The organism is Nocardioides sp. InS609-2 (genome assembly GCF_023208195.1).
GTDB lineage: Bacteria > Actinomycetota > Actinomycetes > Propionibacteriales > Nocardioidaceae > Nocardioides.
This window is the reverse complement of the sequence record NZ_CP060034.1, coordinates 3,606,634-3,632,137: the sequence shown is the minus strand read 5'-3', so window position 1 is coordinate 3,632,137 and position 25,504 is coordinate 3,606,634. Positions and strand designations below refer to the sequence as shown.

Annotated in this window: 30 protein-coding genes; 12 read left to right on the top strand and 18 right to left on the bottom strand. The window is 70.1% G+C overall.

The window, feature by feature from the left end:
* The first annotated feature begins 19 nt into the window (after window positions 1-19).
* The 3 genes from H4Q84_RS18775 (at window position 20) to H4Q84_RS18765 (ending at window position 2,975) form a co-directional block, all read left to right on the top strand.
* Window positions 20-817, top strand: a complete 798-nt coding sequence (locus H4Q84_RS18775) for a glyoxalase superfamily protein (RefSeq protein ID WP_248580592.1) — start codon at window positions 20-22, stop codon at window positions 815-817.
* Between the two features lie 10 nt (window positions 818-827).
* On the top strand, window positions 828-1,448 hold the full coding sequence (locus H4Q84_RS18770; protein WP_248580591.1) for a class I SAM-dependent methyltransferase: 621 nt from the start codon (window positions 828-830) through the stop codon (window positions 1,446-1,448).
* Window positions 1,449-1,550: 102 nt separating this feature from the next.
* Window positions 1,551-2,975: a cytosine permease gene (locus tag H4Q84_RS18765; protein WP_248580590.1), complete on the top strand. Its 1,425-nt coding sequence runs from the start codon at window positions 1,551-1,553 to the stop codon at window positions 2,973-2,975.
* On the opposite strand, the gene H4Q84_RS18760 is transcribed toward H4Q84_RS18765, so the two are convergent.
* From H4Q84_RS18760 to H4Q84_RS18750, 3 genes are read right to left on the bottom strand one after another with little or no spacing between them, the layout of a single operon-like run.
* Window positions 2,976-3,224 (bottom strand): hypothetical protein, encoded by a 249-nt coding sequence (locus H4Q84_RS18760; RefSeq protein WP_248580589.1) that lies wholly within the window; start codon window positions 3,222-3,224, stop codon window positions 2,976-2,978. It abuts the gene before it with no gap.
* 12 nt (window positions 3,225-3,236) lie between these two features.
* The gene (mca, locus tag H4Q84_RS18755) at window positions 3,237-4,118 is read right to left on the bottom strand and encodes a mycothiol conjugate amidase Mca (protein ID WP_248580588.1); all 882 of its coding nucleotides are present in this window, start codon (window positions 4,116-4,118) and stop codon (window positions 3,237-3,239) included.
* A 45-nt stretch (window positions 4,119-4,163) separates the two neighbouring features.
* Window positions 4,164-5,048 carry an aldo/keto reductase gene (locus H4Q84_RS18750; RefSeq protein WP_248580587.1) on the bottom strand — a complete coding sequence of 295 codons (885 nt, stop codon included), beginning with the start codon at window positions 5,046-5,048 and terminating at the stop codon, window positions 4,164-4,166.
* Window positions 5,049-5,119: 71 nt separating this feature from the next.
* Between H4Q84_RS18750 and H4Q84_RS18745 the strand changes: the two genes are divergently transcribed.
* Entirely contained in the window at window positions 5,120-5,515 is a 396-nt protein-coding gene (locus H4Q84_RS18745; protein ID WP_248580586.1) for a DUF4307 domain-containing protein, read from the top strand.
* A gap of 142 nt (window positions 5,516-5,657) precedes the next feature.
* A complete protein-coding gene (greA, locus tag H4Q84_RS18740) occupies window positions 5,658-6,155 on the top strand; it encodes a transcription elongation factor GreA (RefSeq protein ID WP_248580585.1) in 498 nt (165 codons plus the stop codon).
* Window positions 6,156-6,278: 123 nt separating this feature from the next.
* On the opposite strand, the gene ilvA is transcribed toward greA, so the two are convergent.
* From ilvA to H4Q84_RS18710, 6 genes are read right to left on the bottom strand one after another with little or no spacing between them, the layout of a single operon-like run.
* On the bottom strand, window positions 6,279-7,469 hold the full coding sequence (ilvA, locus tag H4Q84_RS18735; RefSeq protein WP_248583686.1) for a threonine ammonia-lyase: 1,191 nt from the start codon (window positions 7,467-7,469) through the stop codon (window positions 6,279-6,281).
* A 19-nt stretch (window positions 7,470-7,488) separates the two neighbouring features.
* The gene (locus H4Q84_RS18730; RefSeq protein ID WP_248580584.1) at window positions 7,489-8,835 is read right to left on the bottom strand and encodes an AI-2E family transporter; all 1,347 of its coding nucleotides are present in this window, start codon (window positions 8,833-8,835) and stop codon (window positions 7,489-7,491) included.
* A gap of 9 nt (window positions 8,836-8,844) precedes the next feature.
* A complete protein-coding gene (locus H4Q84_RS18725) occupies window positions 8,845-10,236 on the bottom strand; it encodes a glutamate mutase L (protein ID WP_248580583.1) in 1,392 nt (463 codons plus the stop codon).
* On the bottom strand, window positions 10,220-11,392 hold the full coding sequence (locus tag H4Q84_RS18720; protein ID WP_248580582.1) for a cystathionine gamma-synthase: 1,173 nt from the start codon (window positions 11,390-11,392) through the stop codon (window positions 10,220-10,222). The genes H4Q84_RS18725 and H4Q84_RS18720 overlap by 17 nt, the downstream gene beginning before the upstream one ends.
* A complete protein-coding gene (locus H4Q84_RS18715; RefSeq protein ID WP_248580581.1) occupies window positions 11,389-11,751 on the bottom strand; it encodes a type II toxin-antitoxin system death-on-curing family toxin in 363 nt (120 codons plus the stop codon). The genes H4Q84_RS18720 and H4Q84_RS18715 overlap by 4 nt, the downstream gene beginning before the upstream one ends.
* Window positions 11,752-11,754: 3 nt before the next feature.
* A complete protein-coding gene (locus tag H4Q84_RS18710; RefSeq protein WP_248580580.1) occupies window positions 11,755-11,961 on the bottom strand; it encodes a CopG family transcriptional regulator in 207 nt (68 codons plus the stop codon).
* A 45-nt stretch (window positions 11,962-12,006) separates the two neighbouring features.
* On the opposite strand from H4Q84_RS18710, the gene msrA reads away from it, so the two are divergent.
* From msrA to H4Q84_RS18695, 3 genes are read left to right on the top strand one after another with little or no spacing between them, the layout of a single operon-like run.
* Window positions 12,007-12,720 carry a peptide-methionine (S)-S-oxide reductase MsrA gene (gene msrA, locus H4Q84_RS18705; RefSeq protein WP_248580579.1) on the top strand — a complete coding sequence of 238 codons (714 nt, stop codon included), beginning with the start codon at window positions 12,007-12,009 and terminating at the stop codon, window positions 12,718-12,720.
* 3 nt (window positions 12,721-12,723) lie between these two features.
* The gene (locus H4Q84_RS18700; protein ID WP_248580578.1) at window positions 12,724-13,326 is read left to right on the top strand and encodes an AAA family ATPase; all 603 of its coding nucleotides are present in this window, start codon (window positions 12,724-12,726) and stop codon (window positions 13,324-13,326) included.
* 34 nt (window positions 13,327-13,360) lie between these two features.
* Window positions 13,361-14,713: an AarF/UbiB family protein gene (locus H4Q84_RS18695; RefSeq protein WP_248580577.1), complete on the top strand. Its 1,353-nt coding sequence runs from the start codon at window positions 13,361-13,363 to the stop codon at window positions 14,711-14,713.
* A 3-nt stretch (window positions 14,714-14,716) separates the two neighbouring features.
* Here H4Q84_RS18695 and H4Q84_RS18690 read toward each other — a convergent pair whose 3' ends face one another.
* Both H4Q84_RS18690 and H4Q84_RS18685 read right to left on the bottom strand, forming a co-directional pair.
* The gene (locus H4Q84_RS18690) at window positions 14,717-16,717 is read right to left on the bottom strand and encodes a VWA domain-containing protein (protein WP_248580576.1); all 2,001 of its coding nucleotides are present in this window, start codon (window positions 16,715-16,717) and stop codon (window positions 14,717-14,719) included.
* Between the two features lie 78 nt (window positions 16,718-16,795).
* A complete protein-coding gene (locus H4Q84_RS18685; RefSeq protein ID WP_248580575.1) occupies window positions 16,796-18,184 on the bottom strand; it encodes a magnesium chelatase in 1,389 nt (462 codons plus the stop codon).
* A 208-nt stretch (window positions 18,185-18,392) separates the two neighbouring features.
* On the opposite strand from H4Q84_RS18685, the gene H4Q84_RS18680 reads away from it, so the two are divergent.
* Entirely contained in the window at window positions 18,393-19,913 is a 1,521-nt protein-coding gene (locus H4Q84_RS18680) for an OFA family MFS transporter (protein ID WP_248580574.1), read from the top strand.
* A 131-nt stretch (window positions 19,914-20,044) separates the two neighbouring features.
* On the opposite strand, the gene H4Q84_RS18675 is transcribed toward H4Q84_RS18680, so the two are convergent.
* The 5 genes from H4Q84_RS18675 to H4Q84_RS18655 form a co-directional block, all read right to left on the bottom strand.
* On the bottom strand, window positions 20,045-20,203 hold the full coding sequence (locus H4Q84_RS18675; RefSeq protein WP_248580573.1) for a MerR family DNA-binding transcriptional regulator: 159 nt from the start codon (window positions 20,201-20,203) through the stop codon (window positions 20,045-20,047).
* 17 nt (window positions 20,204-20,220) lie between these two features.
* Window positions 20,221-20,607, bottom strand: a complete 387-nt coding sequence (locus H4Q84_RS18670; RefSeq protein WP_248580572.1) for a GNAT family N-acetyltransferase — start codon at window positions 20,605-20,607, stop codon at window positions 20,221-20,223.
* A gap of 121 nt (window positions 20,608-20,728) precedes the next feature.
* A complete protein-coding gene (locus H4Q84_RS18665; RefSeq protein ID WP_248580571.1) occupies window positions 20,729-21,256 on the bottom strand; it encodes a DinB family protein in 528 nt (175 codons plus the stop codon).
* Between the two features lie 58 nt (window positions 21,257-21,314).
* Window positions 21,315-21,851 carry a hypothetical protein gene (locus H4Q84_RS18660; RefSeq protein ID WP_248580570.1) on the bottom strand — a complete coding sequence of 179 codons (537 nt, stop codon included), beginning with the start codon at window positions 21,849-21,851 and terminating at the stop codon, window positions 21,315-21,317.
* A 20-nt stretch (window positions 21,852-21,871) separates the two neighbouring features.
* Complete coding sequence (locus H4Q84_RS18655) at window positions 21,872-22,471, bottom strand: hypothetical protein (RefSeq protein ID WP_282580265.1); 600 nt, start codon at window positions 22,469-22,471, stop codon at window positions 21,872-21,874.
* A gap of 85 nt (window positions 22,472-22,556) precedes the next feature.
* Between H4Q84_RS18655 and H4Q84_RS18650 the strand changes: the two genes are divergently transcribed.
* Window positions 22,557-22,955 carry a YchJ family protein gene (locus H4Q84_RS18650; RefSeq protein ID WP_248580569.1) on the top strand — a complete coding sequence of 133 codons (399 nt, stop codon included), beginning with the start codon at window positions 22,557-22,559 and terminating at the stop codon, window positions 22,953-22,955.
* Here the strand turns inward: H4Q84_RS18650 and H4Q84_RS18645 are convergent.
* Window positions 22,945-23,280, bottom strand: a complete 336-nt coding sequence (locus tag H4Q84_RS18645; RefSeq protein WP_248580568.1) for a hypothetical protein — start codon at window positions 23,278-23,280, stop codon at window positions 22,945-22,947. The genes H4Q84_RS18650 and H4Q84_RS18645 overlap by 11 nt on opposite strands.
* 92 nt (window positions 23,281-23,372) lie before the next feature.
* Here H4Q84_RS18645 and H4Q84_RS18640 point away from each other — a divergent pair, with 92 nt between their 5' ends.
* Window positions 23,373-23,846, top strand: a complete 474-nt coding sequence (locus tag H4Q84_RS18640; RefSeq protein ID WP_248580567.1) for a VanZ family protein — start codon at window positions 23,373-23,375, stop codon at window positions 23,844-23,846.
* Here H4Q84_RS18640 and H4Q84_RS18635 read toward each other — a convergent pair.
* A complete protein-coding gene (locus H4Q84_RS18635; protein WP_248580566.1) occupies window positions 23,806-24,585 on the bottom strand; it encodes a TSUP family transporter in 780 nt (259 codons plus the stop codon). The two genes, H4Q84_RS18640 and H4Q84_RS18635, sit on opposite strands and share 41 nt — an antisense overlap.
* Window positions 24,586-24,635: 50 nt before the next feature.
* Between H4Q84_RS18635 and H4Q84_RS18630 the strand changes: the two genes are divergently transcribed.
* Complete coding sequence (locus tag H4Q84_RS18630) at window positions 24,636-25,484, top strand: ABC transporter substrate-binding protein (protein ID WP_248580565.1); 849 nt, start codon at window positions 24,636-24,638, stop codon at window positions 25,482-25,484.
* Window positions 25,485-25,504 lie beyond the last annotated feature (20 nt).

The window sequence follows — 25,504 nt, the reverse complement described above, 5'->3', positions numbered from 1 at the left end:
TGGCGTAGCGTCTCGCTCCATGGACGACCTGCTGGAAGCGGTGCCCATCCTGCGGATCTTCGACGAGCAGCTGGCCAAGGATTTCTACGTCGGCTACCTCGACTTCACGCTCGACTGGGAGCACCGGTTCGAGCCACGCCTGCCGCTCTATGCGCAGGTCTCGCGCGGCGCCGTACGCCTGCACCTGAGCGAGCACCACGGTGACGGCACGCCCGGCACCACGGTCATGGTCAACGTGAGCGACGCCCGAGCGCTCCACGCGGAGCTGCACGCACGCGACTACGACATGCTGCGTCCCGGCCTCGAGCACGAGGCGTGGGGCCTCGTCGTCACGGTGATCGACCCGTTCGGCAACTCGATCCGCTTCCACGAGGCGGTCGAGGGCGTTGAGGCCGAGCCGCTCGGCCCCATCCGGCACGAGCTCGTCGTGGCCGGCACTCCAGAGAAGGCGTTCGAGCGCTTCACCGCCAGGTACGGCGAGTGGTGGGACGCGCAGTACACGCCCGAGCCCGACACCTATGAAGGCATGAGCGTGAGCCCGCAGGTCGGTGGCACAGTCGCGCTGCGGCACCGCGACAGCCCGCCGTACTCCATCGGCGTGGTGACCGTGTGGGAGCCGGGCGAGCACTTCGCGCAGACCTTCACCCTCGCGATCGACCCCGGGCACCCGACGACCCTGGACGTGCGGTTCGCCGACGATCCGGACGGCTGCCGGGTGACGTTCGAGCACGGCGGCTGGGACGCCGGCAACGCGCACAGCCGCGCCAGGTTCGGTGACTGGCCGCACCTGCTGGACCGCTATCGGGCGATGAGCTGAGGAGGAACGCATGGACGCACACCTGTGGGACGAGAGGTACGCCGCGGCCGACCTGGTCTGGTCGGCCGGGCCCAACCAGTTCGTGGCCGCCGAGTGCGCCGACCTGACACCGGGTCGCGCGGTCGACCTGGCCGCCGGCGAGGGCCGCAACGCCATCTGGCTGGCCCAGCAGGGCTGGCAGGTGACGGCGGTCGACTTCTCGCAGGTGGGTCTCGACAAGGGCCGCCGGGTGGCCGAGGCCACCGGCGCCACTGGCGTCGAGTGGATCTGCGCCGACGCGACGACGTTCGTGCCCGCCGGGCCGGTCGACCTGGTGGTCATCGCCTACCTCCAGGTGCCTGCCGCCGATCGCCTGGCCGCGGTCACCGGCGCCGTACGCGCACTACGCCCCGGCGGCACGCTGCTGTGGGTCTCGCACGACGCCACCAACATCGCCGAGGGCACGGGTGGCCCGCAGGACCCGTCGGTCCTGATGAGCGCCGAGGACGTGCTCGCCGACGCCGAGTCGTCGGGTGTGCCGGTCGACGTCGCCCGAGCCGAGCGGGTCGCCCGGCTCGTCGAGAGTGGCGACCATCGGGGCGAGGAGCAGCGCACCGCCTGGGACGCGCTGGTGCGGCTGACCCGCCGCTGACAACGTGCACTCGTCTCGAATCCGAGATGCTGCGTGACCCGGGCCACTTCACAGCACGGGCGGTCCAGGAGTGTGATGGTCGGTGACCCGAAGGAGAACCTCATGACGCAGCAGCCCCAGCGAGCCCTCACCGTCGAACGCCGTTCGATCGACGTGATCCCCGCGAACGAGCGCCACGGGTCACCGATGAACCAGTTCACGCTTTGGATGAGCGCCAACCTCCAGATCACCGCGGTCGTCGACGGGGCGCTCGCCGTCGTGTTCGGCAACCAGGCGCTGTGGGCGATCATCGGGCTCCTGATCGGCAACCTGGCCGGCGGCGTCGTGATGGCGCTGCACTCGGCCCAGGGCCCGCGGCTCGGGCTGCCGCAGATGATCTCCAGCCGCGCCCAGTTCGGTGTGTACGGCGCCGCCATCCCGCTCGTGCTGGTGATCCTCATGTACCTCGGCTTCACCGCCACCGGCACCGTCTTGTCGGGTCAGGCCATCAACGCACTGCTCGGGGTCGACGCCCCGGCGATCGGCATCATCATCTTCGTCGTACTCGTCGGCATCATCGCGACGTTCGGCTACCAGCTGATCCACATGGTCGGGAAGGTAGCGGCCGTCATCGGCGTCGTCGGCCTCGGCTACCTCGCGATCCGCCTCTTCACCCAGCAAGACGTCGGCGCTGCCTTCGCCGACAACTCGTTCGGTGGTGCGCCGTTCCTGCTCGCCGTCGCCCTCGGTGCCGGGTGGCAGCTCACCTACGGCCCGTACGTCGCGGACTACTCGCGCTACCTGCCCGAGAGCACGCCGGAGCGCAGCGTCTTCGGCGCGACGTACGCAGGCACCGTCATCGGCTCGCAGCTCTCGATGACCTTCGGCGTGATCGTCGCGGCCGTGGCGGGCGATGCGTTCCTGCCCAACCAGGTGGAGTGGCTCGGCGAGCTCGCCGGCCCGGCGGTGCTGGCCGGCCTCATCTACCTCGTCATCGTGATCGGCAAGCTCACCGTCACCTGTCTCAACGCCTACGGCAGCTTCATGTGCGCGGCCACCATCGTCACCGGCTTCACCGGGCGCCAGGCGATGAGCAAGTCGGCCCGGGCCGTGTTCATCAGCGTGATGCTGCTCGCCGCCGCACTGATCGCGCTGGCCGCGAGCGCCGACTTCCTCAACAACTTCAAGAACTTCGTGCTGCTCCTGCTGATGGTCTTCACGCCGTGGTCGGCGATCAACCTCACCGACTACTACCTGGTGTCGAAGGAGCGGGTCGACATCCCCGCGCTCTACCAGCCCGACGGGCGCTACGGCCGCTGGAACCTCATCGCCATCACGACGTACGTCGGCGGTGTGCTCGTACAGATCCCGTTCCTGGCGCAGTCGCTCTACACCGGCCCGATCACCGAGTCACTCGGCGGCGCCGACATCTCGTGGATCGTCGGCCTGCTGGTGCCCGGGCTCGTCTACTACGTGTGGGCCAGCCGCAACCCGCGTGCGCCGGAGGCGATGGTGCGCCTGCCCGACGAGGACCTCGCCGGAATCTGATCAGCGCTGGTCGTCGGCCCCGTTGTCGGCCCCGTTGTCAACAGAGTCGTCGACCGGCTCGTCCCCGTACACACCCGAGTCCTTGGCGGCCTGCGCCTTGCGCAGCTGCTTGACGAGGCTGAACGAGAGCACCACGACGGCGGCGATGAGCAGCAGAAAGACGATGAGCGCGGTCCAGCCGGCCTTGACGTCCGCGTCCTCGGGCGCCTTGTCGGTGAAGGACAGCGTGGTCATCAGCAGGACGAACATGGGACCAGCCTCTCAGGCGGGGTCGGTGATGCCGGTGAACAGGTCGTCCTCCGGTGTCTCGGAAGCGACGTGGCTCACCACGAGCTCGTAGTCCTCGGTCGGCCAGACCTTCTCCTGGATCTCGCGCGGGATGGCGAACCAGAAGCCGTCGGGGTCGATCTGGGTGGCGTGCGCCAGCAGCGCCTGGTCACGCACTCCGAACCAGTCGGAGCAGACCACCTGTGTGGTGACGCGGGCGTCGCGCTCCGGGTCGGGCTCCCACTCCGCGAGGCGCTCGGCCCACGGCGACTCCAGGTCGTGCTCGATCATCGCGTCGTGCAGCGCCTGGATCTTCGGGCGGTTGTGGCCGTGGTGGTAGTAGAGCTTCAGCGGCTGCCACGGCTCACCGGCGTCGGGATAGCGCTCCGGGTCGCCGGCTGCGTCGAACGCCGCGACCGACACCAGGTGGCACGCGATGTGGTCGGGGTGCGGGTAGCCACCGTTCTCGTCGTACGTCGTCATGACGTGCGGGCGGAACTCGCGGATAAGCCGGACCAGCGGCTCGGCCGCCTCCTCCACCGGCACCAGCCCGAAGCACCCCTCGGGCAGCGGCGGCAGCGGGTCCCCCTCGGGCCAGCCGGAGTCGACGAAGCCGAGCCAGTCCTGGCGGACGCCGAGGATGTCGCGGGCCCGCTCCATCTCCTGGCGGCGCACCTCGGTGATGTTGGCCAGGATGTCGGGGCGGTCCATCTTCGGGTTGAGGATCGAGCCGCGCTCGCCACCCGTGCACGTCACGACGTGGACGTCGACGCCCTGGGCGACATACATCGCGGTCGACGCGGCCCCCTTGCTCGACTCGTCGTCGGGGTGGGCGTGCACGTGCATCAGGCGGAGGCCGGAGGGGCGATCAGGCATGACCCGAGTCTAGGTCCCGCCGCTCGTGCCCCCGACGCCTGCTGGTCACTCCCGGTCGAGCAGCGCCAGCTCGTCGGCGCTGAGGGCGAGGTGCGCGGCTGCCGCGGAGTCGGTGATCGACTGCGGCCGCTTCGCACCGGGGATGGGGATGACCACGGGTGACTGGGCGAGCTCCCAGGCCAGGCTGACCTGCTGGGCGCTGACTGAGTGGGCGGCGGCGACCTCGGCGAAGCCCGGGTGCTTGTCGGCCAGCTCCTTGGCGTCCGACAGGCCGCCGAGCGGGCTCCAGGGCAAGAAGGCCAGGCCGAGCTCCTCGCACACGTCGATCTCGGGGCGGCTGCTGCGGAAGGCCGGGGAGAACTGGTTCTGCACCGAAACCAGCTTGTCGCCGAGGACCGTGTGGGCCAGCCGGATCTGGTCGGGGTCGGCGTTGGAGAGCCCCACCATCCGCACCTTGCCGGACTCGGCGATCTCGGCGAGCGTGCCGATGACGTCGGCGTAGTCGATCTCCGGGTCGGGCCGGTGGTGCTGCCAGAGCGAGATCTGCTCGACGCCGAGGCGACCGAGGCTGGCGTCCACGGCGGCGCGCAGGCGAGGGGGCGAGCTGTCGAGCGCCCAGCCGCCGCCCTCGGTGCGCACGTGGCCCCCCTTGGTGGCCAGGAAGACCTGGTCACGCACGCCGAGCTCGTCGAGCAGGGAGGCGATGAGCGTCTCGTTGGCGCCCTGCGCGTCGGCCCCGAGCTCCTCGCCCGGACCGTAGGCGTCCGCGCTGTCGAACAGCGTCACCCCGGCGTCGAGCGCGGCGCGGACCGTGTCGGCGAGCTGCTCGCGCGGCTGGGTGCCGCTCTGGTCGAAGGTCATCAGGCCGAGGCCGATCGCGCCGACGTCGACGCGGCCGACGGTGTCGTTTCCGATGGTTCGTGTCTGCATGCCCGAGACGCTACGCGTTGGCCCATCACCCGCGCGCCGTGGCCAGGGGCGTGGGTGGCACGCTTGACCGCATGACGTCCGAGACCGAGCTCGCCGATCGGTACGGCGCGCCGACGGCCGGTCGCCGCCGGCTGGTCGTGATCGCGGTCGTATGCGTGGCTGCGGTGTGCCTCGGCTGGCTGGGCTGGACGGCGTGGTTCCACGTCACCCCCGACGTGCGCAGCGAGCTGGTCGGCTTCTCCGTCGTCTCCACGCACGAGACGACGGCCGAGATCGATGTCTCCGTGGATGACGCGGTCGACGCGTCGTGCACGGTGCGCGCCTACTCGGCCGACCACACCACGGTCGGTGAGCTCACGTTCGAGCCGGTCAACGGCCGCAACTCGGTCGCCGTACGCACCGAACGCGAGGCGACGAGCATCGAGAACATCGGGTGCACGGCCCCCGGCCAGCCCCGTCCACGCTGAACGGGACGATTTGACGGGCCCGTTGCTAAACTGGTCCGGTAGTCCCAGTTCCACCCGCTAGGGCCGCTCATCGCACGCGTGCGCTCCCGGAGCCCACGTCGGAGCCCGGCGGGTTTTTGCTTTGTCCCACAGGAGTGAACCCATGACCCAGTCGACCGAACAGGCGACCATCTGGCTGACCCAGGACGCCCACGACAAGCTCGTGGCCGAGCTGGAAGACCTCAAGGGCCCTCAGCGCCAGGAGATCATCGACCGCATCAGCGCGGCGCGCGACGAGGGTGACCTCAAGGAGAACGGCGGCTACCACGCGGCCAAGGACGAGCAGGGCAAGCAGGAGGCCCGCATCCGTCAGCTCGAGGACATGCTCCGGCGCGCCGAGGTGGGCGAGACCCCGCCCGACGACGGCATCGTCGAGCCCGGCATGGTCGTGACCTACCGCTTCGTCGGCGACGACGAGACCGAGACGTTCCTGCTCGGCGCCCGCGAGATCGAGGACGACACGATCCCGACGTTCTCCCCGCAGTCGCCGCTCGGTGCTGCGATCCTGGGCGCCAAGAAGGGCGACGTCATCAAGTACACCGCTCCCAATGGCAAGTCGATGAAGGTCGAGATCGTCAACGCCAAGCCTTATCAGGGCTGAGCCACCTCAAGCAGGTCGGGAGAGGCTCGGAGTCAAGAGCGCCGCGGGGAACTCTTGACTCCGAGACCCGAGCTGTAGGCGCGCGCGCCTCACAGTCCCCCGGAACAGCCCCTGCCGTCAGGTCTACTCGTAGACGCGGTAGCCGCGCTCGCGCAGCCGGGACCTGACGGCCTCGGCGTGCGGCTCGCCGCGCGTCTCGAGTTGGAGGCTGACCTCGACCTCGTCGAGGCTCAGCGTCGGCGAGATGCGCTCGTGCGCGACCTCGAGCACGTTGGCGCCGGATTCGCTGACCTGGGTCAACAGGCTGGCCAGCCCGCCGGGGACGTCGGGGATGACGACGCGCAGGTAGAGGTAGCGGCCGGCGCTGGCGAGGCCGTGCCGGATCACCTTGCCGAGCAGCAACGGGTCGATGTTGCCGCCGGAGAGTACAGCGACCGTCGGGGTCGTCCAGCGGGTCGGGTCGTCCAGCATGGCGGCCACAGCAGCGGCGCCGGCGGGCTCGACCACCATCTTGGCGCGCTCGACCAGCGCCAGGAGCGCCCGCGAGAGCGACTCCTCGGAGACGGTGACGATCTCGTCGACGTGGTCACGAACGGCGGCGAACGTGATCTCGCCCGGGCAGCCAACGGCGATGCCGTCGGCCATCGTCTTCATCGACGGGAGCGGAACCGGAGCGCCTGTGCGCAGGGAGTCGGGGAACGCCGCGGCACCCTCGGCCTGCACGCCGATGACCGTCACGTCGGGCCGCTTGGCCTTGATCGCGATGGCGACGCCGGCCAGTAGTCCGCCACCACCGGTCGGCACCAGCACCGTGCGCACATCGGGCGACTGCTCCAGGATCTCCAGCCCCGCCGTGCCCTGACCGGCCACGATGTCGACGTGGTCGAACGGGTGGATCAAGGTGGCGCCGGTCTCGGCGGCAAACGCCCGGGCCGCGACCAGTGCGTCCTCGAGGTAACGCCCGTGGAACACCACGTCCGCGCCGTAGGCACGGGTCGCCTTCTCCTTGGGGATCGGCGCCCCCTCAGGCATGAAGACGGTGCTCTTGATGCCCAGGCTCGTCGCGGCGAGCGCGACGCCCTGCGCATGGTTGCCGGCCGATGCGGCGACCACGCCGTACGCGCGCTCCTCGGCGGTGAGGCGCGAGATACGCACGTAGGCGCCGCGGATCTTGAACGAGCCGGTGCGCTGGAGGTTCTCGCACTTGAGGTCGACGCGACCGCCGGCCAGCGCCGACAGCCAGCGGGACTCCTCCATCGGCGTCAAGATGGCGGTCCCGGCGATCGTCGTACGAGCTGCCTCGATGTCGGCCAGGGTGCACTCGGCAGTCGGGTCAGCGCGGTGCTGGGTCACTGTCGACCTCCTCTCCGTGCTCGTCGTCGTTGATGTCGATGTCGTCGGTCTCCCCCGGATCGTCGGCGAGCGGGGGTATGTCCTCGGGGTCGGGCTCGTCCGGAGGACGCTGCGCCAGATGTTGCACAACGGCATTGACGGCCGCAGCGAGGGGCACCGCGATCAGGGCACCGGCAACGCCGGCCGTCAGGACGCCACACCCGATCGCCACGATGACGCCCAGTGGGTGCAGCGAGACGAAGTGGCCCATCAGGAAGGGCTGCAGGACGTGTCCCTCGAACTGCTGGACCACGATCACGCCGCCCAGCATCAGCAGCGCGGTGAACGGGCCCTGGTCGACGAGCGCGACGAGGACCGCGACGGTGCCGGCGACCGTGGCACCGATCATCGGGACGAACGCGCCGAGGAAGACCAGCACGCCGATGGCGAGCACGAACGGAAGGCCAAGCACGGCGGCGACGATCGCGACACCCATCGCGTCGGTGAACGCCACGATGACGGTGGCCCGCACGAACTGGGTCAGCGAGATCCAGGCCACCCGGCCCGACCCGTCGATGGACTCGCGGGCCGCCCGAGGCGCCAGCCGCACGAGCCAGCCCCAGATGCGGTCGCCGTCGGCGAGGAAGAAGTAGCTGGAGAACAAGATGATGAAGAAGGCTGCGGCGACGTGACTCAGCGCGGCGCCGAACTCAGTGAGCTGGCCGACGAGCTCGCCGTCGCTGCTGCGCTCGGTGATGGCCTTCTGGGCCTGGTCGATGTAGTCGTTGATCTGGCTGTCGGAGGCGTGCAGCGGACCGGTGCGCAGCCAGTCCTTGATCTCGTCGAGCCCCCGGACGACCTGGTCGGCGAGGTCGGAGGCGCCGCTGGCGACTTGTTGCCCGGCGACGCTCAGCAGGAACCCGACCAGGGCGATGCCACTGATGACGACGAGCAGGCTGGCGAGGCCCCGTGGCAGACCGATCGAGACCAGACCGCGGACGACCGGCGAGACCAGCGCCGCGATCAGGAGCGCCACGGCCAGCGGCAGGGTGACAAGGCCGAAGAAGGCAATTGTGCGGGCGATGACGTAGCCCGCGACGGCGATCACGAGGAATCGCCAACCCCACGCCGCTGCGAGGTCGAGGCCCCACGGCACCTCCGCCCGGCGGAAGTTCGAGGGGCCTGTGGCGAGAGGCGCCGGCTCCGCGCGGCGCTCAGACCGGATCAATGCCCACTGTGACGCGAGCTGCTGCGTGATGCGGTCGGCGAGCCGGGCGTCCTCGTCGTCGGATCGCATCGCGCGTGGAGAGCGTCCCGGAAGGCGGAACCTGGGTTCCTCGTTGGTCACCTCGACAGGCTACAGAGCAGGTTGCTCGGCCAGACGGCGGACCAGCCGGTACGCCGCCTCCGGATGCGCGCCCGCGAGCAGCCCGGCCGCCGCCAGCACGTAGTCATGGTCGACGACGATGCGCGGCGACCTCGGCAGCTGCCAGCCACCGTCGATGTCGGCACCGGTCGAACCGGCGAAGCCCCGCTCGGCCACCCCCGGTCGGCCGTTGCGCAGGACGCCGCCCGAACCCACCATCAGGTCGACCTCGCGGAGGTCCTTGCCGGTGCGCTCGACGACGCGTCCTTCGGGGCTGACGACGACCTTGCTACGGCCAGCGTGCCGGCGCAGGGCCAGGCCGATCGCGGCCCGGGCCAGGGCTTCGTCGTCATCGGCGCCGGCGTCGTCGGTGGGCAGGAAGCCCGGGTCGGCCTGACGCTGTGCCGCAGCGTCGGCGAGGTCGTCGAGCCCGGCCTCGGCCGCCGTCGTCACGGCGGACCAGCGCATCCCGAGGTCACCCTCGACCGTGCGCGTCACGGGAGTCGTCGCGACCACTTCGCGGGCCAGTCCGGCGTCCTCGGGGTCGAGCTCGACCACGCTGTGCACGTCGGTGGTCGCGCCGCCGACGTCGACCACGACCACGTCACCTGCACCCGGTCGCTCCTCGTCGACACCGCGGGCCAGCAGCTCCACACCGGTGAGTACGACGTCGGGCGTCGCGCCGGTGACCATCGCGACGAAGTCGGCGCGGCTGCTCAGGTGCTTCCCGCCGATGACGTGGGCGAGGAAGACCTCGCGGATCGCGGAGCGCGCGGAGTCGGGAGACAGCACGCCGATGCGCGGCACCACGTTGTCGGCGAGCACGTGCGGCACTCCCGCGGCCTCGAGGATGCCGGCCACCTCGGCCTGCGCGTCGACGTTGCCGGCGACGACGACCGGCCCCGTCCAGCCGGAGTCGACCAGGTCTGCCGCGCACTGGAGCAGCACCTCGGCGTTGCCCCCGTCGGTGCCACCGGTCAGCAGCACCACGTCGGGCTGGGTCGTCCGCACCACACCGGGCCAGGACCCGGTCTCAGGCGGACGACTCGAGCCGGCGATGACAGCGACCACCTTGCCCCCGCTGCTCAGCGCGACCCGGCGGCCCGCTTCGGCGGTGACCAGCTCCTCGTTGCCGACGACCGCGATCCGCAAGCCACCGCCGGCGGACGAGCAGGCCAACACTGCGGCCGTCGCGGCCCGGGCATCCTGCTCGACCAGCTGCGCCAGGCACGCGTCGTACCCGTCGAGGACGTCGGTCTCGATCGTGGTCGGGTGCGAGGCGGCAGCGACGATGCGGCCCTCGACGAGGTCGACGAGCCCGGCCTTGGTGAACGTCGAGCCGAAGTCGACGCAGATCACGACCCCGTCAGTCAGCGGAGCCAAGTGAGCGGTCCAGGTCGCCCAGCAGGTCGTCGATCGACTCGATGCCGACGCTGAGCCGGATCAGGTCGGCGGGCACCTCGAGGTCGGTGCCGGCGACCGAGGCGTGGGTCATCCGGCCCGGGTGCTCGATCAGCGACTCGACGCCGCCCAGCGACTCACCCAGCGTGAAGACCTCGGCGCGGCCGCAGACGTCGAGCGCGTGCTGCTCGCCGCCGGTGACACGGAAGCTGATGATGCCGCCGAAGCGCTTCATCTGCTTCGCCGCGACCGCGTGTCCGGGGTGCTCCTCGAGACCGGGGTAGATCACCTGCGCGACCTGGTCGTGACTGGTGAGGAACTCGACGACCTTCTCGGCGTTGTCGCAGTGGCGGTCCATCCGGACGCCGAGGGTCTTGAGACCGCGGTGGGTCAGGAACGCGTCGAACGGGCCGGCGACGGCGCCCATGGAGTTCTGGTGGAAGGCGACCTTCTCGGCCACCTCGAGGTCGCGCACCACGAGCGCACCGCCGACGACGTCAGAGTGGCCGCCGCAGTACTTCGTCGTCGAGTGCACGACGATGTCGGCGCCCAGAGTCAGCGGCTGCTGGAGGTACGGCGAGGCGAAGGTGTTGTCGACGACCAGCAGCGCACCCGCGTCGTGGGCCACCGACGCGAGCGCCTCGATGTCGCCGATGTTGAGCATCGGGTTGGTGGGCGTCTCGACCCACACCAGCTTGGTCTTGCCGGGCCGGATCGCCGCACGCATCGCGTCGACGTCGGAGACCGGCGCCGGGCTGTGCTCGAGGCCCCAGACCTGCTCGACCTTGTCGAAGAGCCGGTAGGTGCCGCCGTACGCGTCGTCGGGGATGACCACGTGGTCGCCCGGCCGGCACAGGGCACGGATCAGGGTGTCCTCGGCGGCCAGGCCGGAAGCGAATGCGAAGCCGCGCTCACCCTCCTCGAGCGCCGCTATGACGCCTTCGAGCGCGGTGCGGGTCGGGTTGGCGGAGCGGCTGTACTCGTAGCCGCCCCGCATGCCGCCGACACCGTCCTGTTTGTAGGTGCTCGTGGCGTAGATCGGCGGGATCACGGCCCCGGTCATCGGGTCGGGTTCGTAGCCGGCGTGGATCGCACGCGTCTCGAAGCCGGACTTGCTGCGGTGCTGCTGAGAGGTCACCCGTCGAGCCTAAGGGTCGCGGCGATCTCCTCGACATCGGCGTTGCCTTCGGCCACGCGCATGACGAGGTCGAAGGCTTCGTCGTCGGTGAGCAACACGTCGTGACCGTTCAAACCCAGGAACGACACCGCGGCGAGCCACGCGAGTCGCTTATTTCCATCGACGAGCGCGTGGTTGCGGCAAATCGAGTGAAGCAAGGCCGCGGCCTTGAGCTCGATCGTGCTGTAAGCGTCCTCACCGAACACACTGGACCGGGGTCTCGCGGCTGCCGAGTCCAACAACCCGGGATCGCGGACGGGACCTGCGCCGAGTTTGCGAGTCAGCAGGAGCAAGGCCTCAAGATCGAGGTAGAGGGTCACCGGTCAGGCCTTGCCCAGGCGGTCGAGCACGTCACCCCACTTGTCCAACATTTCCTCGGCGACCGCGTCGATGCGCTCGCTGCGCGTCAGGGAGGCGTGACGCTCGAGGATCGCGCGCCGGGCTGCCTCTTGCTTGGACACGCCTTCAACACGGGCAAGCGTGGTCAAGGCGTCGTCGAGCTCGGGGTCGGTGCGCAGTGTCATGGCCATCCCTCCACGGTATCAATCTGGTATCACCGAGGGTAGGGAACACTGGTGAGCGACGGATCGTTGTTTCCACAGCACCCAGTGATCGGAGACCACATGTTCGGCCGCGCCACCAAGACCACCCTTCCCACAGCCGAGGACGCCCTGAAGGGCCGCGAGACGGGGCACTCCGGCATCGCCGCGCGCCACGTCGTACTCGACGCGCCGGTGATCACCGACGACGTGCCCGAGGGCATGGAGGTCGCGATCTTCGGGCTGGGCTGCTTCTGGGGTGCCGAGGAGATCTACTGGCAGCTGCCGGGCGTCTGGTCGACGTCGGTGGGCTACGCCGGTGGCATCACCCCGAACCCGTCGTACGACGAGGTCTGCTCGGGTCGCACCGGGCACACCGAGGCCATCCGCCTGGTCTTCGACCCGACGGTCGTGTCGTTCGACGACCTGGTCAAGAGGTTCTTCGAGATCCACGACCCCACGCAGGGCATGCGGCAGGGCAACGACGTCGGCACGCAGTACCGCTCGGCCATCTACTTCACCACCCCCGAGCAGGAGCAGACCGCCCGCGACCTGACCAAGGTGTACGGCGACGAGCTGGCGCGCCGGCAGCTCGGCACCATCACCACGGAGATCCGGCCGGCCGCCCCTCTCGATGGCGGAGCGCCGTACTACTACGCCGAGGACCAGCACCAGCAGTACCTCGCGAAGAACCCGATGGGCTACCGCTGCCACGCCAACACGGGCGTCCGCTTCCCGGCGACTGCCTGAGTCGTGACCGGCGCGGCAGCGATGCCCCGGTTCCTGGTGCTCGTGACGGGGTACGCCGCGGCCGGGAAGACGACCCTCGCGCCGATGCTGGCCAGCGAGCTGGATGCCCTGTGGATCAGCCGGGACCGCATGCACGAGATCGTCTACTCGGGTTGGGAGCCTGAGCACCCCGCGCTGACGTCGCCGACGTACGACCCGCAGGTCGGCGGATCGACGTTCCGTGAGGGTGCAGTGGTGTGGAACCTGTTCCTGTGGATGTTGCAGCGCGTGACGACCCGGTTGTCGGTCGTTGCGGACACGCCGTTCAACCACGACTGGAACCGCACCATGTTCGCGGAGGCCGCAGTCAGGATCGACGTACCGATCGTGGAGGTCGCTCTGGTCGGCGACCCCGATGTGCTGCTGCGGCGAGCCCGCACTCGCGCCGCGAGCGGCGAGGTCCACGAGATCAAGGCCAGGTTCAGCGTCAGGCCGGACCGCTACCTGGCGGGGCCCTACCGACCGGTGCTCCACGACGACCGGGTCGTGCAGGTCGACACCACCGATCTGGACCAGGTCGACATCGCCGGCATGGCCGCGTCCGTCAGAGATGTGCTGCAGCGATGAGGCTCCGCAACCACGCATCCCCGACAATGGGGCCATGCCCGAAGACCCGCGCAAGGCCATCCCCCGGAAGGCGATCGCGCGGGGTGCCCGGCTGGCCGCACTTCCCCTCGGGTACGCCGGCCGCTCAGCGCTGGGGGTCGGAAAGCGTCTCGGTGGCCGATCGGCCGAGGTGGTGCTGACCGAGATCCAGCAGCGCACGGCCGAACAGCTCTTCCGCACCCTCGGCGAACTCAAGGGCGGGGCGATGAAGTTCGGCCAGGCGCTCTCGGTGCTGGAGGCGGCCTTCCCCGACGAGCTCGTGAAGCCGTACCGCGAGCAGCTGGTCAAGCTGCAGGACGCGGCTCCCCCGATGCCGACCCAGACCGTGCGTGAGCAGATCGAGTCGTCGATGGGCCCCGACTGGCGCACCCAGCTCGTCTGGCTCGACGGCGGCCAGGCGGCCGCTGCGTCGATCGGGCAGGTGCACCGCGGACGCTGGCACGACGGCCGCGACGTGGCCGTGAAGGTGCAGTACCCCGGCGCCGGCCAGGCGCTGATGAGCGACCTGCGCCAGCTCGCCCGCGTCGCAAAGGGCCTCGCCCCCGTCTTCCCCGGCATCGACATCAAGCCGTTGGTGGCCGAGCTACAGGCCCGCGCCGCCGACGAGCTCGACTACGAGCTCGAGGCAGAGGCACAGGCCGCGTTCGCAGACGCCTTCCGCGACGACCCGCTCGTCGTCGTACCCGACGTCGTGTACGCCGGCCAGTCGGTGCTCGTGAGCGAGTGGATGGAGTCGCCGGGGTCGCTGGCCACGGTCATCGCCGACGGCACCCAGGAGGAGCGCGACCACTACGGCGAGCTGCTCGCGCGGTTCCTCTTCTCCGGGCCGGCGCGCACCGGCATGCTGCACGCCGACCCACACCCCGGCAACTTCCGGCCGATCCCCAACGCCGACGGCTCCCCCGGCAAGCTCGGCGTCCTCGACTTCGGCGCCGTCGCGCGCCTGCCCGACCGGCAGCTGCCCACCTCGATGGGCAACCTGATGCGGGTCGCCGCCCTGGACGACCCCGATGCCCTGGTCGAGGCCCTGCGTGGCGAGGGCTTCATCAAGTCCGGCATCAAGGTCGACCCGCAGCTGGTCTTCGACTACCTCTCGCCGTTCGTCGACCCCACCCGCGTCGAGCGGTTCCGCTTCACCCGCGAGTGGATGCGCACCCAGTTCGAGCGGATCAACGACCCCCGGCAGCCGTCGTTCGCCGTGGCGACCAGGTTCAACCTGCCGACGTCGTACCTGCTGATCCACCGCACCTGGCTGGGCGGCATCGGGCTGCTGAGCCAGCTCAACGCGGAGGCGCCGTTCAAGGCGATCCTCGAGGAGCACCTGCCCGGCTTCGCGCCTTCGCCGTAGGCCTCAGCCGACCCAGAAGCCGCGTCCGCCGAACATGTCGCGGTAGTTGGCGCCACCCGACGGCGCGCGCGAGCCCAGGTAGGAACCAACCACGGCGGCGCCGAGATCGTCGAGCTCGGGCGCAACGACACGACCGTCGACCCGCTTGGCCATCGAGTCGATGAACCGCGCCAGCCCGGGGTCCTCGCCGAGCCGGAAGAAGGTGACCTGTGCGCCCAGCCGGCCGGCGTTGTCGAGCTCGCGGACGGCGTACGCGATGGTCAGCGGGTGCGGCGGGTAGTCGAAGTAGATCTCGCCGTGCGGCTCGAGGTGTGACGTCGGCTCGCCGTCGGTGACGATCAGCAGCACCGGCTGGGCGTTGGGGTGCTTGCGGAAGTGCCGGTTGGCCAGCAGCAGCCCGTGGTGCAGGTTGGTGCCCTTGTCCCAGCGGGCGTCGAGCGCGGTGAGCTCGTCGATCTCCATGGTGCGTGCGGCCCGCCCGAACGAGATCAGCTCTAGCGCGTCACCCCGGAACCGGCTACGGATCAGCTGGTGCAGCGCGAGTGCGGTGCGCTTCATCGGCACCCAGCGGCCGTCCATCGCCATCGAGAACGACGTGTCGACCAGCAGTGCCACCGCTGCCTGCGTGCGGGCCTCGGTCTCCTGCACCTCGATGTCGTCGACATGGATCTTGATGGGTCCTGACTTGCCCTCACCGCGTGTACGACGCACGGCGTTGCCGATCGTGCGCGGCACATCCCACGGCTCGGTGTCGCCGAACTCCCACTGGCGGGTGGCGCCGGAGCGCTCACCGGCCGCACCTGCCTGGCGTACGTCGCGTTGCCCCTGTCGCGACGACAGCCGGGTGGCCACGTCGCGCAGCAGCGCCTTGCCGAGCTCGCGCATCGCCTTGGGGCTGAGCCGGAGCTCGCCGTCGGAGCCGCGCTTGAGGTAGCCGGACTCGCGCAACGCCTTCTCGAGCTCCGCGAGGGTGCGGCCGTCCACGGCCGCGTCGTTGCCGAGCTGGCGCGCCAGCAGGTCGAGGTCGACGTCGTCCATCCGGGCGCCGCCGTACGACTGCGAGAGCTGCTCGGCCAGCGCGTCGAGGTCGGCGACGTCCTGCAGCACGCCGGTGCCGTCGCCGAGACCCAGACCTTGCTCGCCGCCGAACTCCTCAGACCCGCCCCATTCCTCACCGGGCCGTAGGGCCTGGAGGTTCTCGTCCATCCGCGACAGCTGCGCCATCAGGTCGGGCGAGCCGAACGCCTGCTGCGAGAGCTGCATCAGCTCGGCCCGCTGCTCCGGGCTCATCGAGTTGAGCATCCGCTGAGCGGCAGCACTCCTCGCGGCCAGCGCGTCCATCAGCTCGTCGATGTCCTGCGGGTTCTCGGGGAAGAAGTCGCCGTGCTTGTCCATGAACTCGCGGAAGTCCTCGTCCGTGTCGTCGCCGAGCCGGTGCTTCTCGAGCAGCGAGTTGAGGTCGTCGAGCATCTCGTTGATCGCCGCGCGGTCCTCGTCGGTCGCACCCTCCAGCGCCTGCTTCATGCCGGCGAACCTCTGGTCGAGCACCTCGCGCCCGAGCAGGTCCTTGATCTGCTCGTAGGCCTCGCGGGCCTCACTGCTCTGCCAGTCGTACGACGACAGCTCGCTCACCGCAGCCGCCGTCGAGGCCGGCAGGTTGTCGAGCTGCATCTCGCGGAACGCCCGGGCTGCGTCGTCCATCGACACGTCACGGGCCAGCTGCTTGCGCTCCTCGAGCACGGCCTTGTCGAGCAGCTCGCGCACCTCCTGCAGCGTGCCGTCGAGGTTGTGGCGGGCGAGCAGCTCGCGGCGCTTCTCGACCACCCGTCGGGCCAGGTCGTCGAGGCCGATCTGGTCCTGCCCGCCGCGCCGCAGGAACTCCTGCATCGCGTGCTCCGGCGAGTAGCCGGCCATCACCTCCTGGCCGATCGCGTCGAGGGCCTCGGCCAGGTCGACGGGCGGCGCCAGCGGGTCGCCGCCGGCGTAGCGCTGGTAGCGGCTCACGGCTGCCGCCTCCGGATGATCCGGTGGCTGGCGATCGGGGCCGAGACAGCGGTGACCACGTCCGTCCGGATCACGACCTCAGCCATAGACCGTCTCGGATCCGTCGCTGTCCTTGCCCACCTTGCGGGCCAAGAACAGTCCTTCGAGGGCCAGCTCGATGGCCGCTGCCCGGGTGCCGTCGTCGGTCGCGCCCAGGCGGTCGCAAACGTCGTCGTACAGCTCGGCCTCGCCCAGCACGGGCAGCCCGGTGAGGAAGGCGCGTGCGGTGACGTGCTCGCCGGTGGTGACCATCGAGCCCGCCTCGATCGCGTCGACGAGCAGGGCGAAGTCGAGGCCGCGGAAGTGCTGGCGCACGGTCTCGGCGGTCGCCGTACGGAGGAGGTGGGTGAGGATCTCGTGCTCTCGGCCTTCTTCGCCGGTCTCGAACTCGACCTTGCCGCCCAGCACCTCGACGGCGGTCTCGAGGTCGACGACGCGGGCGACCGCGTGCTCCTCGCCGTGCATGGTGGCGCGTCGCAGCGCGGCAGCCGCCACCGTCTCGGCACCGGCGATCGCGAAGCGGGCGCTGACACCCGAGCGCTGGTCCACCGCGCTGGACTCACGCAGTCCGCGGGTGAAGCGCGCGAGGATCTCGACGAGGTGGTCGGGCACATCGGCGACCAGGCCGGCCTCCTGCCGGATCACCGCGATCTCGGCATCGAGCTCGACCGGGTAGTGGGTGCGGATCTCGGCCCCGAAGCGGTCCTTGAGCGGGGTGATGATGCGGCCGCGGTTGGTGTAGTCCTCCGGGTTGGCGCTGGCCAGCACGAGCGTGTCGATCGGCAGTCGAAGCACGTAGCCGCGGATCTGGATGTCGCGCTCCTCCATCACGTTGAGCATCGCGACCTGGATGCGCTCGGCCAGGTCGGGCAGCTCGTTGATCGCCACGATGCCGCGGTGGCTGCGCGGGATGAGCCCGAAGTGGATGGTCTCGGGGTCACCGAGCATCCGGCCCTCGGCCACCTTCATCGGGTCGACGTCACCGATCAGGTCGGCGACCGACGTGTCCGGCGTCGCCAGCTTCTCGGCGTACCTCTCGTCACGGTGCCGCCACGAGATCGGCAGCTCGTCACCGAGCTCGATGGCGCGGCGTTTCGACCCGTGGGTCATGGGGTCGTAGGGGTGCTCGCCCAGCTCGGCGCCGTCGATCACCGGCGTCCACTCGTCGAGCAGCCCGACGATGGTGCGCAGGAGCCGGGTCTTGCCCTGCCCCCGCTCACCGAGGAGTACGACGTCATGGCCGGCGAGCAGGGCCCGCTCGACCTGCGGGATCACGGTGGTCTCGAAGCCGTGCAGCCCGGGCCACGGGTCGTCGCCCGCGGCCAGCATCGCCAGCAGGTTGTCGCGGATCTCGTTGCGGAGGGACTTGTGCTCGTGCCCGGACGCACGCAGCTCGCCCAGGGTCTTTGCGGTGGGGGCCTTGGTCACCCCAAAAACACTACTCAGGGTGCCAATCCACACCCGGCCCTCAGCCGCGAGCGCAGTGTGGCCGCGGGTGCCTGGCCCCACTTTGGCCACTCATCGCTTCGATTCGAAGTCACCCGACCACCGTAACCAGCGTCACCTTTCGCCCGAGATCCGTGGTAGGACGGTTCTGGGCCAGATTGGCTGAATGTTGAACAACAGGAGATCGTCCATGGCGCTCGAGTTCCTGGACCGCGACCACACCATTGCCCCGCCCGGCTTCAACCGCTGGTTGATCCCCCCGGCCGCCCTCGCCGTACACCTCTGCATCGGGCAGGCCTACGCCACCAGCGTCTACAAGGCCTCCCTCGTCGAGCACTTCGACTCCAGCCTCACCGCGATCGGCGTCATCTTCTCGATCGCCATCGTGATGCTCGGCCTATCTGCGGCGGTCTTCGGCACCTGGGTCGACTCCGGCGGCCCGCGCCGCGCCATGTTCACCGCCGCGTGCTGCTGGGCGACCGGCTTCGTCGTCGGCGCGATCGGCATCAGCACCGACCAGCTGTGGCTGGTCTACCTGGGCTACGGCGTGATCGGCGGCATCGGCCTCGGCATCGGCTACATCTCGCCGGTGTCGACGCTGATCAAGTGGTTCCCGGACCGTCCGGGCCTGGCCACCGGCATGGCCATCATGGGCTTCGGTGGCGGCGCGATGATCGCCAGCCCGCTGTCGTCGAAGCTGCTCAGCGCGTACGACGACAACTACGACGCCGTGACCGGAGTCGCCGCGGGCTCGGCGGTCTCCAAGCTCTTCCTCACCCTCGCCGTCGGCTACTTCGTCGTCATGGTCTTCGGGGCGTTCCTGGTGCGCGTGCCCGCCGACGGCTGGAAGCCGCACGGCTGGGACGGCTCCAAGGTCAAGGCGAAGTCGATGATCACCCACGAGAACGTCTCGGCCAACAACGCCATCCGCACCCCGCAGTTCTGGTTCCTCTGGGTCGTGCTGTTCTGCAACGTCACCGCCGGCATCGGTATCCTCGAGCAGGCCGCGCCGATGATCCAGGACTTCTTCCGCGACGGCGCCGACTCATCGGTCGCCGCCGCCTCGGCAGCGGGCTTCGTCGGCCTGCTGTCGCTGTGCAACATGGGCGGCCGCTTCCTCTGGAGCTCGACGTCCGACGTCATCGGCCGCAAGCCGATCTACATGGTCTACCTCGGCCTCGGCATCGTCCTCTACATCACCCTCGCCCTCGGTGGCAGCAGCTCGGTAGTGCTGTTCGCCTTCCTGGCCGGTGCGATCATCAGCTTCTACGGCGGCGGCTTCGCCACCGTGCCGGCGTACCTCCGCGACCTCTTCGGCACCTTCCAGGTCGGCGCGATCCACGGCCGACTGCTCACCGCCTGGGCCGCGGCCGGTGTGGCCGGGCCGCTCATCATCAACGGCTTCCTCGATGCACGTGGCGAGCCGGGCGCGCTGGTCGCCGACGACTACCGGCCGGCTCTGCTCACGATGGTCGGCATCCTGGCGGTGGGCTTCGTGTCCAACCTGCTGATCCGGCCGGTCGCCGACAAGTTCCACGAGCCCGAAGGATCGGAGACCGCGTTGACGTCCGACCAGGTCGAGGCCGATGCGAAGTACGACGTGCCCGCGCGCCGTACGCCGCTGCTCGCGGTCGCGTGGCTGGTGGTCGGCATCCCGCTGGCCTACGGCGTCTACGAGACAGTCGTCAAGGCGGCCGATCTCTTCAGCTGACCGCGGCCCGGACGACGGGCTGCTGCAGGTCGGTCACCCAGTCGGACTGGTCCTCTCGCTCGGCCCGCAGGTAGAGCTCGCGGCAGGGTCCCTCGGGGGCCAGTCCGCTCTCGGCGAGGGCGCCGTGCAGGTCAGCCCAGGACGCACCGATGCAGCTGGTCGGGCGAGTACCAGCGAGAGCCGGTGGACGCGTCGACCCTTGCTGGCACCACCAGACCAAGCTGGTCGTAGTGGCGCAGCATGCGCACGGACACCTGGCCGATGCGAGCGAAGTCTCCGATGGACAACATGGGTCATTCATCCCGCCTCACACGGTGTGAGAGTCAAGCCCTTCACTGAGATCGAGGTACATCACGTGCAACCCGACGTACCCGTGGCTCGGTGACCTGAACGCCCCCGGCACCCTGCCGATGATCTCGAAGCCGAGCTTCTCCCACAGGTGTACGGCGCTCGCGTTGGTCTCGACGACTGCATTGAACTGGATGCCGCGGTAGCCCTGCTCGCGGTGCCACTGCACGACGTACTCACCGAGGCTGCGACCGACCCCGCGACCGCGCGCGGCCGAGGAGACCATGAACGCCGCGGTGCCGACGTGGTCGCCGTTGGCCGGCCGGTTGGGGCCCATCTTGGCGCTGCCGAGCACGACGCCGTCCTCCTCGAGTACGACGGTGAGGCCGGGCGGCGCTCGACCCACAGGTCGCGGGCCTGGTCTGACGTCAGGTCGGTCGGGAACGCGTACGTCTCGCCCTCGGCCACGATCGCCGCGAAGAACGGGTGGATCTGGCTCCAGTCGGCCTCGGTGGCCGGGCGGATCGTCACAGGTCGGTCTCCCCGTCGATGGCCTCGCGGATCAGGTCGGCATGGCCGGCGTGACGGGCGTACTCCTCGATCAGGTGCACGAGGATCCACCGCAGGCTGGCGTGCCGGCCGTTGTGCCGGGGCATCTTGGCGAGCTGATCGAGGTCACCGGTGGCCATCGCCGCGTCGAGAGTGGCGTTGGCGCGGGCGACCTCCTCCTCGTGCCACTGCATGAGCTGGGCCGGGCTGTCGTCGACGGCGGAGTGCCAGTCCCAGTCCTCGTCGGCGTCCCAGTCGACCTGGGCCCAGATCCCCTGCGCCTCCTCGCCCTTGAACACGACCGTCCACCACCACTGCTCGACGTAGGTGAGGTGCTTCAGCATCCCGCCGAGGGTCAGCGGCGAGGTGGGCAACGGCGTGGCGAGCTGCTGTTGCGTCAGCCCCTCCGCCTGCCGGCGCACGGTCACCCGGAAGTAGTCGAGGAAGCTCCGCAGCATCGTGGTCTCGTCGGCGGAGTACGGCGGGTCGGTGCGCTCGAAGCTCATGTCCGTCACCGTATTGGCTCTCGTGTCCCGGGCACCAACGGGTTTGCCGGTGACTCCATCAGCGGCGAGCGTCCCGCTCCGCACACTCCTTCAGCGTCAGCAGCTGCTTGCGCATCATCGGTACGTCGCCCCACAGCAGCGCGGTCTGGTGCAGCGCCGAGAGGCGACTGCTGGACCGGGCCAGGTGCAGGTCCCCGCGCAGACCGGTGCCGCCGTCGGGCAGCGGGGTGACGTTGTATGTGATGGTCAGTGCGCCGAAGAGCCGCAGTGCGCCGGGCTTTGCCATCTCGAGCACGACCCGTTCGCCCGGCGACACCGACATGACCGTGAAGATCGTCAGCACCCGCTGGCCGGGGGTGAACTCGGTCAGCCCCGGCGTCAGCACTCGCGGGCTGCGGTGGCCCCAGTTGTCGAGCAGGTCATAGCTGTACGGCGCCACCTGGAGCTGCCGCAACCACAGCCACACCGTCGGCGCGGGCGCGTCGACCCGGACGCCGCGTGCGGCGGCCGGGCCGTCGTACCCAGGAGGTGCGGGTGCGGGGTGCGTCCCGCTGAGGTCGCCCCACGCCCAAGGCAGGCCGGCTGATGAGTTCACCCGGCCAGCCTAGAGAAGGTTCAGACCGCCGGACCCTCGCCCCGCAGCTTGTCGACCTCGGACATCGCCTCGCGGAGCTGGCCGAGCCACTCGTCAGCGTGCTCGCCGACAAGCCGCACAGACCAGGCGAGCGCGTCGGAGCGAGAGCGCGCCACGCCGGCGTCGACGAGGGTGTCGAGCACCCGCCGTTCGGGCTGGCGGAGCCGGGTCATCACCGGCGCGGCGACGTGGGTGAACAGTGCCTCGGTGTCACCGAGGCGGGCGCCCCACGAGACCTTCCGGGCGTATCGGCCCTGGGCCTCGAGGGCGATGGAGATGCGAACGTCCCGGCTGTCGGCACGGAATCGGCTGAGCCGGCCCTCGGCCTCGGCGCCCTCGACGTCGGCGTCCTTCAGGGTGCCGATGACGGTGATCTCCTCGCGGTCGACGCTCACGTCGACGTCGGAGAACCAGTCTTCGGGCAGGCGACCTGCGAACCAGGACGCGGCGTCGGCCGCGCTCGGGAGGTCGGCGGTCTGCCAGCCACCGCGGCGGCCGCCACGGTGCGGGCCGCCACGACCGTCTTCACGACGGCGGCCGCGACGGGGAGTGTCTTCTTCGGAAGATTCTGGGGGATTCACGATGTGCTCCTTGCAGTAGTTACATGATTACAGCATTACAACGAAAGAGAGTCCAGGATATTCCCGGCTCGATACAGTGCGCACGATGAACGCCCCACTGAGCTGGCCCTGCCCCTGCGGCACCGGTCTCGCGTACGACGCATGCTGTGGCCGCCTGCACCGCGGTGCCGCACAGGCCGAGACGGCCGAGGAGCTGATGCGCTCGCGCTACGCGGCGTACGCCCTGCGCAACGAGGACCACGTCTTCCGCACCTGGCACCCGCGCACCCGGCCGGACCGGATCGACCTGGAGCCCGCGACCACGTGGACCGGACTGCGCATCCTGGACACCGAGGCCGGTGGCGTCGACGACGAGTCAGGCGTCGTGGAGTTCGCGGCGGCGTGGACTCATGCCGGGAAGCCGGGCGTGCTCCGCGAGCGGAGCCGGTTCGAGCGCCGGGCGGGCCGCTGGGTCTACGTCGACGGAGACGTGATCAGGGGCTGACCAGGCACTCGGCGTAGCCGTCCGGCCACCAGCCGTCGCGGTGCTTCGACACGCTGAAGACTCGGACGACCTGGCCGTCAGGCGCCAGCGCGAAGACGACCGTCTCACCGTGCACCACTTCCACCACCAGCTCGCTTGCCTCGGCGAAGGGAGCAACAGCCTCTTCGGGGGTCGGACGGCCAGGTCCGGGGACGTCGAGGGCCACCCGGCGCTGCTGAGCAACCGGGCACGGGAGCGCGAGAGCCTCGGCGGCCACCTCGGGAGTCGCCTGTCCGGAGCACCCGGCCAGGACGATCATCACAACCGACCCGGCTACCCACCTCATGTGGGATGGACGCTCGGCTTCGCCGACGCGTTCCCGGTCATGGACCCGGGCGAGTGCGGACTCCCCGACCACCCCTGCCCCACACTGGACCGATGCTGCATCGCCATCCCTTCCTCAGCCTGCTCACCGGCGGCTACCTGGTCTTCGTGGGGTGGCTGACGCTGACTCCGCAGCCGATCGGTCCAGACCAGCAGGACCTGGTTGTGCGCCTGCTCGACGCCCTGCACCGACGTGGCTACGCCGCGTCGATCGACTACGACCGCTTGGAGTTCCTCGCCAACATCGGCCTCTTCGTGCCGGTCGGGATGTTCCTGCTGCTGCTGTTCGGGATCCGCTGGTGGTGGGTGGCCGCGGTGGTGGCCTTCCTGCTCACTGCCTTCATCGAGAGCGCCCAGCGCGGCATCCCCGGCCGGGTGCCCGACGGCCGCGACCTGCTCGCCAACACCGTGGGCGGCCTGATCGGCGTGTTCGTCGCGACGCTGCTGACGCTGCCGGCGGCGATCCGCCGCGACCGGGCCCGGCTGGTCACCACACGCCACTCACCTCCCCGCCGATCCGCACGATGAAGGCGGCAACGACCACGATGAAGAACACCCGCACGAACCGGGCTCCCTTCGAGACCGCCACTCTCGCGCCGAGGTAGCCGCCCGCGAGGTTGGCCAGCCCCATCACCAGACCGATGCCCCAGATCACAGCGCCCTGAGGCACGAAGATGCACAGCGCCGCGAGGTTGGTGGCCGCGTTGGCGAGGCGGGCCTTGGCCGACGCTTCGAGGAAGTTGTAGCCCAGCAGCCCGACCAGGGTGAACACGAAGAAGGAGCCGGTGCCTGGCCCCAGCGCACCGTCGTAGAAGCCGACGGCCAGGCCGGTGCCCATCGCGGCCAGCGTGTGGTGGTGGCCCGCGAACCGGAGCGCCGTGGCGTCACCGAGGGTCGGCTTGAGCAGCACATAGGCGCCCACCACGATCAGCGCGACGAGCACGATCGGCTCGAACGCCTCCCTGGGGATGTGCGACGCCACCACCGCACCCGCCGCGGAGCCGATGAACGCCAGCGCCATCAGCGGCAGGAACGTGCGCGGGTCCGGCCGCACCCGGCGGTAGTAGGTCACCGATGCCATCGACGTGCCACAGATCGACGCCAGCTTGTTGGTGGCCAGCACGTGCACCGGCCCAGCGTTCGGCAGACCGAGCAGCAGGGCGGGCAGCTGGATCAGCCCACCCCCTCCGACGACCGCGTCGACGAACCCGGCAGCGAGACCGGCGAGGGTGAGCAGCGCGACGACGTCGAGCCCGATGTCGCCCACACTTCTCCTCACGTTTGCCGCTGACCCCTGATGCTGCCAGAGTCGCGGCCGTGTCCCGCATCGTGTCCCTGCTGCCCTCGACCACCGAGATCCTCTTCGCGATCGGCGCCGGCGACGACGTGGTCGGCGTGACGTTCGAGTGCGACTTCCCGGCGGAGGCGCGCGGCCGGACGATCGTGTCGACCAGCGCGATGCCCGAAGGCCTGACGCCGCGCGAGATCGACGACTTCGTCGTGGCGGCGATGGCGCGCGGCGACGATCTCTACCACCTCGACGAGGGCGCACTCGCCGGCCTCGACGCCGACCTCGTCGTCACCCAGGACCTTTGCGCGGTCTGTGCGGTCGACGTCTCCGTGGTCGACGACGCGCTCGCCCACCTGGGCTGCACCGCGCAGGTCCTCACCATCGACCCACACACCTTCGCCGAGGTGCTGGACTCCATCCGCACCCTCGGCGATGCCACCGGGCACCGGCCCGAGGCCGACGTCCTCGTGGCCGACATCGAGGCCCGCCGTGACGCAGTCGTACGACGCGTGGCCGGCCGCCCGCGACCGCGCGTGCTGCTGCTGGAGTGGACAGACCCGCCGTTCGCGCCCGGCCACTGGATCCCCGAGATGGTGGAGCTCGCGGGCGGGCTGCCGGTGCTCGGCACACCCGGCGAGAAGTCGGTCCGGGTCACGTGGGAGGCCGCGCAGGCGAGTGCTCCCGACGTGGTCATCGTGGCGCCGTGCGGCTACGACCTCGCCGGTGCCCGGTCGCTGGCGGACGAGCTGGTCGCGGGCGGCGCCCTGCCGGCCGGCGTACCCGTGCACGCGGTGGATGCCAACGCCTCCTGGGCGCGGCCGGGCACCCGGTTGGTCGACGGCGTGGAGGAGCTCGCGCGGATCCTGCACCCGTGAACTTCGCCGGCGGAGGGCCC

What these genes read in the sequence shown, in the direction of transcription:
- greA (WP_248580585.1), top strand. Translation starts at nt 5,658, where the DNA reads ATGACCCAGTCGACCGAACAGGCGACCATCTGGCTGACCCAGGACGCC.
- H4Q84_RS18775 (WP_248580592.1), top strand. Translation starts at nt 20, where the DNA reads ATGGACGACCTGCTGGAAGCGGTGCCCATCCTGCGGATCTTCGACGAG.
- H4Q84_RS18745 (WP_248580586.1), top strand. Translation starts at nt 5,120, where the DNA reads ATGACGTCCGAGACCGAGCTCGCCGATCGGTACGGCGCGCCGACGGCC.
- H4Q84_RS18640 (WP_248580567.1), top strand. Translation starts at nt 23,373, where the DNA reads ATGCTGCATCGCCATCCCTTCCTCAGCCTGCTCACCGGCGGCTACCTG.
- H4Q84_RS18675 (WP_248580573.1), bottom strand. Translation starts at nt 20,203, where the DNA reads ATGTTGTCCATCGGAGACTTCGCTCGCATCGGCCAGGTGTCCGTGCGC.
- H4Q84_RS18750 (WP_248580587.1), bottom strand. Translation starts at nt 5,048, where the DNA reads ATGCAGACACGAACCATCGGAAACGACACCGTCGGCCGCGTCGACGTC.
- H4Q84_RS18665 (WP_248580571.1), bottom strand. Translation starts at nt 21,256, where the DNA reads ATGAGCTTCGAGCGCACCGACCCGCCGTACTCCGCCGACGAGACCACG.
- H4Q84_RS18650 (WP_248580569.1), top strand. Translation starts at nt 22,557, where the DNA reads ATGAACGCCCCACTGAGCTGGCCCTGCCCCTGCGGCACCGGTCTCGCG.
- mca (WP_248580588.1), bottom strand. Translation starts at nt 4,118, where the DNA reads ATGCCTGATCGCCCCTCCGGCCTCCGCCTGATGCACGTGCACGCCCAC.
- H4Q84_RS18695 (WP_248580577.1), top strand. Translation starts at nt 13,361, where the DNA reads ATGCCCGAAGACCCGCGCAAGGCCATCCCCCGGAAGGCGATCGCGCGG.
- H4Q84_RS18770 (WP_248580591.1), top strand. Translation starts at nt 828, where the DNA reads ATGGACGCACACCTGTGGGACGAGAGGTACGCCGCGGCCGACCTGGTC.
- H4Q84_RS18765 (WP_248580590.1), top strand. Translation starts at nt 1,551, where the DNA reads ATGACGCAGCAGCCCCAGCGAGCCCTCACCGTCGAACGCCGTTCGATC.
- H4Q84_RS18680 (WP_248580574.1), top strand. Translation starts at nt 18,393, where the DNA reads ATGGCGCTCGAGTTCCTGGACCGCGACCACACCATTGCCCCGCCCGGC.
- H4Q84_RS18645 (WP_248580568.1), bottom strand. Translation starts at nt 23,280, where the DNA reads ATGAGGTGGGTAGCCGGGTCGGTTGTGATGATCGTCCTGGCCGGGTGC.
- H4Q84_RS18760 (WP_248580589.1), bottom strand. Translation starts at nt 3,224, where the DNA reads ATGTTCGTCCTGCTGATGACCACGCTGTCCTTCACCGACAAGGCGCCC.
- H4Q84_RS18710 (WP_248580580.1), bottom strand. Translation starts at nt 11,961, where the DNA reads ATGGCCATGACACTGCGCACCGACCCCGAGCTCGACGACGCCTTGACC.